Annotated in this window: 6 protein-coding genes; 3 read left to right on the top strand and 3 right to left on the bottom strand. The window is 69.0% G+C overall.

The genetic code is table 11. From position 1 onward, the window contains the following. From VFM98_RS23105 to VFM98_RS23095, 3 genes are all read left to right on the top strand, one after another. Window positions 1-393 (top strand): BMP family ABC transporter substrate-binding protein (locus VFM98_RS23105; RefSeq protein ID WP_325112242.1); only part of this gene is annotated, 393 nt, incomplete at its 5' end. Window positions 394-516: 123 nt separating this feature from the next. Continuing rightward, entirely contained in the window at window positions 517-1,542 is a 1,026-nt protein-coding gene (locus VFM98_RS23100) for an adenosine deaminase (RefSeq protein WP_325112241.1), read from the top strand. A gap of 229 nt (window positions 1,543-1,771) precedes the next feature. Then, window positions 1,772-2,869, top strand: coding sequence for a D-alanyl-D-alanine carboxypeptidase family protein (locus tag VFM98_RS23095; RefSeq protein WP_325112240.1), 1,098 nt, complete (start codon window positions 1,772-1,774; stop codon window positions 2,867-2,869). Window positions 2,870-2,905: 36 nt separating this feature from the next. On the opposite strand, the gene VFM98_RS23090 is transcribed toward VFM98_RS23095, so the two are convergent. From VFM98_RS23090 to VFM98_RS23080, 3 genes are all read right to left on the bottom strand, one after another. Then, window positions 2,906-3,718, bottom strand: coding sequence for a TIGR04290 family methyltransferase (locus VFM98_RS23090; RefSeq protein ID WP_325112239.1), 813 nt, complete (start codon window positions 3,716-3,718; stop codon window positions 2,906-2,908). 20 nt (window positions 3,719-3,738) lie between these two features. Next, a complete protein-coding gene (locus VFM98_RS23085) occupies window positions 3,739-4,812 on the bottom strand; it encodes a CgeB family protein (protein WP_325112238.1) in 1,074 nt (357 codons plus the stop codon). Continuing rightward, on the bottom strand, window positions 4,809-5,069 hold a 261-nt coding region (locus VFM98_RS23080), incomplete at its 5' end, for a glycosyltransferase (RefSeq protein WP_325112237.1). The genes VFM98_RS23080 and VFM98_RS23085, both read right to left, overlap by 4 nt.

Below are 5,069 nucleotides of genomic sequence, written 5' to 3'. Positions count from 1 at the left end.
GCCTTCGGCTGGGACAGCGACATGAGCAACTACGGTCCCAAGGCGCACCTGGGTTCCGCGGTGATCAACTGGGGCCCGTACTACATCAAGGCCGTGCGTGACGTGCTCGAGAACACCTGGACCACCGGCCAGAGCTGGTGGGGCGTGAAGGAAGGCGCGATCGACTTCGTCAACGTGGCCGCCGACGTGCCGGACAGCGCCAAGCAGCGGCTGGAGAAGGTGAAGGCCGGCCTGAAGGACGGCAGCCTGGTGATCTGGAAGGGCCCGATCGCCGACAACACCGGCAAGGAAGTCCTGGCCCAGGACGCCGTCGCCGACGACAAGTTCCTGGGCGGCATCAACTTCTACGTCAAGGGCGTGGAAGGCAAGGTGCCGGGGGCGTCGGGCAAGTAAGCCTTGCGCGCGGAGCGCGCAGGGACTAGAGACCAGGGCTAGGGACTAGGGGAACACCCGGTCCCTGGCCCTTGTCGTCTCTGCCCTAGTCTCTAGCCTCCAGTCTCTATCCCCTTGCCTGCAATGCACCCCGCCCCTCCCCGCCCGCTGCCCGCCCTGCTGGCCGCCATGCCCAAGGCCGAGCTCCACATCCACATCGAGGGCTCGCTGGAACCGGAGCTGATGTTCCGGCTGGCGCAGCGCAACGGCGTGCGCCTGCCCTATGCGAGCGTCGAGGACTTGCGCAAGGCCTATGCGTTCAGCAACCTGCAGAGCTTCCTGGACATCTACTACGCCGGCGCCAGCGTGCTGGTGAAGGAGGAAGATTTCTACGACATGGCCTGGGCCTACCTGCAGCGGGCCCGACATGACAACGTGCTGCGCGCGGAGATCTTCTTCGATCCGCAGACGCACACCGCCCGCGGCGTCGCTATGGAAACGGTCATCGGCGGCCTGTACCGCGCCTGCCAGGACGCCCACAACCTCGGCCTCGACGCCGAACTGATCCTGTGCTTCCTGCGCCACCTGAGCGAGGAGGACGCCTTCGACACGCTGGAGCAGGCGCTGCCGTTCCGGGACCGATTCATCGGCGTCGGCCTCGACTCGAGCGAAGTGGGGCATCCGCCGGAGAAGTTCGCGCGGGTGTTCGCCAGGTGCCGCCAACTGGGGCTGCACCTCGTGGCCCATGCGGGCGAGGAAGGGCCGCCGGAGTACGTGTGGTCGGCGCTCGACGTGCTGAAGGTCGAACGCGTCGACCACGGCGTGCAATCGGCCAAGGATCCCGCGCTGATGAAGCGGCTGGCGCAGGATCGCATTCCGCTCACCGTGTGCCCGCTGTCGAACCTCAAGCTGCGCGTGGTCCCCACGCTCGAACAGCACAACCTGCGGGCGTTGCTCGACGCGGGCCTGGTGGCCACGGTCAATTCGGACGATCCGGCCTACTTCGGCGGCTACATCAACGCCAACTTCCTGCAGACCTTCGCCGCCACCGGCCTCGACGTGCGCCATGCCTACCTGCTGGCGCGCAACAGCTTCGAGGCCAGCTTCGCCGAGCCGTCGGCGAAGCAGCGCTACATCGAGCGGCTGGACGTGGAGTTCAATACCGCGTGATCCCGGGGGCTCGCTGGTAGGCTGGCGGTGACCGCGCGCCGAGGCGCGCCGGGAACCCCGCGTTCTCCGCTGGGGGCGATCGCGCCGCCTTCAAGCGGAATCCGCCGAATCCGGAGCGCGTCCTCCAATGCGCCGCCGAGGCACGGACTTCCGTTTGCATCCTGCGTGCTTGTAGGCGAAGACGCCGTGAAGCCCGGAACTTTCGCTGACAGATGAAACCTAGGGATGAATGACTGATCCGAGAAGGACCGATACCGCGGCCCGCTGGCTGGCCGCCCTGCTGGCGCTGTTCCTGTTCCTCGCCCCGCTGGAGGGCTTCGCCGCCCGCTCGCATGCGAAGGGCAAGCCCACCGCGAGCAAGGTCGTGAAGAAGTCCAAGGCCAAGAAAACCAAGGCCAAGGCGAGCAAGACCCGCAAGACCAAGGCCAAGGCGACGACCAAGCGCAGCACCAAGGCCGTGAAGGTTTCCAAGTCCAGGCACAAGTCCACGAAGAAGAAAGTCGTCGCGGTGCGGCACGTCCGCCCGGCGCGGCTGCCGGCCGACCCGATGAAGCTGCCCCTGAAGGCCAGCGTCGCCTACGTCATCGACCAGGAAAGCGACGAGGTCCTCCTGGGCAAGAACGGCGACGACGTGCGCCCGATCGCCTCGCTGACCAAGCTGATGACGGGCCTCGTCATCGCCGAGGCCGACCTGCCGCTGGACGAGAAGATCACGATCACGGGCGCGGACGTGGACCGCGTCAAGCACAGCAGCTCGCGCCTGCAGGTGGGCACCGTGCTCACCCGCCGCGAGGCGCTGCACCTGGCGCTGATGTCCAGCGAGAACCGCGCGGCCCACGCGCTGGGGCGCACCTACCCGGGTGGCATGTCGGCCTTCGTCAGCGCCATGAACAACAAGGCGCGCGAGCTCGGGATGCGGCACACCCGCTACGTCGAGCCGACCGGCCTTTCCAGCCGCAACCAGTCCAGCGCGCGCGACCTCGCGGTGCTGGTGGACGCGGCCTACAAGGAGCCCTTGCTGCGCAAGTACTCCACATCGCGCGGCTACGAGGTCGAAGCCGCCGACGGCCGCGAGCTGAGCTACGTGAACACCAACAAGCTGGTGCGCGCCGGCCAGTGGAACATCGGGCTGCAGAAGACCGGCTACATCTCCGAGGCCGGCCAGTGCCTGGTGGTGCAGACCCGCATGAAGGGCCGCAACCTGATCATGGTGTTCCTCGATTCCGCCAGCAAGGTGAGCCGCATCCGCGACGCCGAAATCGTGCGGCGCTGGCTGCGCGAACACGTGGATTTCGCGTCGAGCCGCAAGTCCGGCGACGACGCATAGGGGCCTCGTCGCCCCGCAAGCTGGGGTTCGCGCAGCTCACCTGCGGCGGCTTGCGCCGCCCCAGCCTACGAGACAGGCCTCCGCGTCGGGAAACACCGACCGGTATTGCGTGTCCCACTGCCACGCCGCCGTCTCCGGGCTCGGGACGCAGACGTAGATCTCCTCGGCGGGGCGGGCGGTGACGCGCAGGCCGCTGGAGCGCAGCATGGCTTCGATGCCGGCGTGGTTCGGCACCCACCAGTTGGTCGGGTCGCCGGAGAACTTGTGTTCGATGAAGGCCATCCGCGGCCAGCCCGGGTCGCGCAGCGGCTCGCGCTCGGTGATCGGATGGTCCGCCGTGTCGGGATAGACCTCCTCGCCGGGCACCGACAAGGTCTGGAACACCATCATGCGGCGCGTGCGCTGCGCCAGGATGTCCAGCGCCAGCAGCGGATAGCGCAGGTGGTAGAAGACGCCCATGAACCACACCAGGTCGAACTGCTCGCCCGAGCGCGCCAGGTCGTAGACCTGCTGCTCGCGGAATTCCACCCGGTCCTGCAGGCCGTACTGGCGCGCAGCCCAGCGCGCCTGCGTGAGGTACAGCGGCTCCATGTCGATCGCCACCACCGAGGCGCCGCGCCGGGCCAGCTCGAAGCTGTAGAAACCGGCGTTGCAGCCCACGTCCAGAACGCGCCAGCCGCCCAGGTCCTGCGGGATGCTGTCGCGGATCTGCTGCCACTTGAAGCTGGGGAAGTCGCCGCCGAGGAAGTGGTCCGGCACCGTCTGCAGGCCGCCGGGCAGGTGCAGGTTGTGGAACCAGGGGCCCAGCGCTTCTACTTCGCGCTGCAGTTCGTTCGTTTCGTCCGCCATCGCCGCCTCCCTTGCCTGCCTCACGCCGTCACGCCGCTCAGGAGCTGCGCCGCGTGCGCCTCCAGTTCCTCGGCGCGGTGCGCCGCCGTGTGCTGCGCCAGGATGCGCTTGCGGGCCCGTTCGGCCATGCGCAGGCGCTCCTGCTCGCCGCAGCGCTGCAGGATGTCCAGCACGTCGACCGTGCGGTCCACCAGCAGGATCTCCTGGTGCGGCACCAGCAGCGACTCGATGCCCGGCCAGCGGTCGCTGACGATCGGGGTGCCGCAGGCGGCCGCCTCGAACAGGCGCACGCTGGGCGACCAGCCGGCGCGGATCATGTCGCGCCGCGTCACGTTGAGCGTGAAGCGCTGGCGGTTGTAGAAACGCCGGTGCTCCGCCGGCGGCAGGTGCGGCTCGTGCGTCACGTTGGCGGGCCAGGCCGCGGTGCCGGGGTACTGCGGGCCGGCGACGATGAAGCGGCCCTGCGGATGCAGCCGGGCCGGCTCGAGCAGGAAGGCCTGCACGCTCGGCTGCCGGTCGTCGCTGTAGGTTCCCATGTAGCCCAGGTCCCATTGCAGTTCCTGCGGCTCGGGGAAGTACAGCTCCGGGTCGAAGGAGCAGTACAGCACGCGCGCCCGCGGCGCGCCGTATTCGTGCTCCAGGCGCTTCAACGTGGGCCCGCCGGTGAAGGACAGGTACAGGTCGTAGTGCGGGATCTGGCGCGGGTGCAGGTACTCGTGGTCGCCGCGCTCCAGCTTGGCGAGCGTCACGGGTGTGTCGATGTCGTAGAAGGCCGTGACGCCGCGCGCCTGCTGCTGTACCCATTCGCCCACCCGCACGCCATCGGGCACATAGGAGCCGACGATCACCAGGTCGGCATCGCGCACCGCTTCCCGGTGCCGCTCCTGCAACTCGTGGACGGTGGCATACAGGACGGTGCGGCCCCAGGGCGGATCGGGCAGGTCGCGGTGGGCCGCGTACCAAGGCTGGTCGCGCTCCAGGAACAGCACCTCGTGGCCGCGCCGCACCAGCTCGCGCACCAGGCCGCGGTAGGTGGTGGCGTGGCCGTTGCCCCAGGACGAGGTGATCGACAGGCCCAGGACGACGATCTTCATGCGGCCTCCGCCACGGCGGCCGTGCGGCAGCCTTGCAGCACGGCGTCGCACTGCGCCGCACGGTGGGCGTAGGTGTGTTCGGCCAGCACGCGGCGGTAGGCGGCCTGGCCGATCGCCCGGGCGCGCTGCGCATCGAGCGCGGCGACGTGCTGCGCCACCTCGTCGCCGCTGCGCGCCACCAGCACCTCGCGCCCGGGCTCGAAGAAGGTCTCCAGGCCTTCCCACGCATCGGTGATCAGGCAGGCGGCGGCGCCGGC

The organism is Ramlibacter sp., assembly GCF_035706265.1.
In the GTDB taxonomy this organism is placed as follows: domain Bacteria; phylum Pseudomonadota; class Gammaproteobacteria; order Burkholderiales; family Burkholderiaceae_C; genus Ramlibacter.
This window is presented reverse-complemented; position numbering and strand designations above follow the sequence as displayed.

Bases quoted from the DNA above. Each gene is read 5' to 3' on its own strand.
- VFM98_RS23095 (WP_325112240.1), top strand. From the start codon at position 1,772: ATGACTGATCCGAGAAGGACCGATACCGCGGCCCGCTGGCTGGCCGCC.
- VFM98_RS23090 (WP_325112239.1), bottom strand. From the start codon at position 3,718: ATGGCGGACGAAACGAACGAACTGCAGCGCGAAGTAGAAGCGCTGGGC.
- VFM98_RS23085 (WP_325112238.1), bottom strand. From the start codon at position 4,812: ATGAAGATCGTCGTCCTGGGCCTGTCGATCACCTCGTCCTGGGGCAAC.
- VFM98_RS23100 (WP_325112241.1), top strand. From the start codon at position 517: ATGCACCCCGCCCCTCCCCGCCCGCTGCCCGCCCTGCTGGCCGCCATG.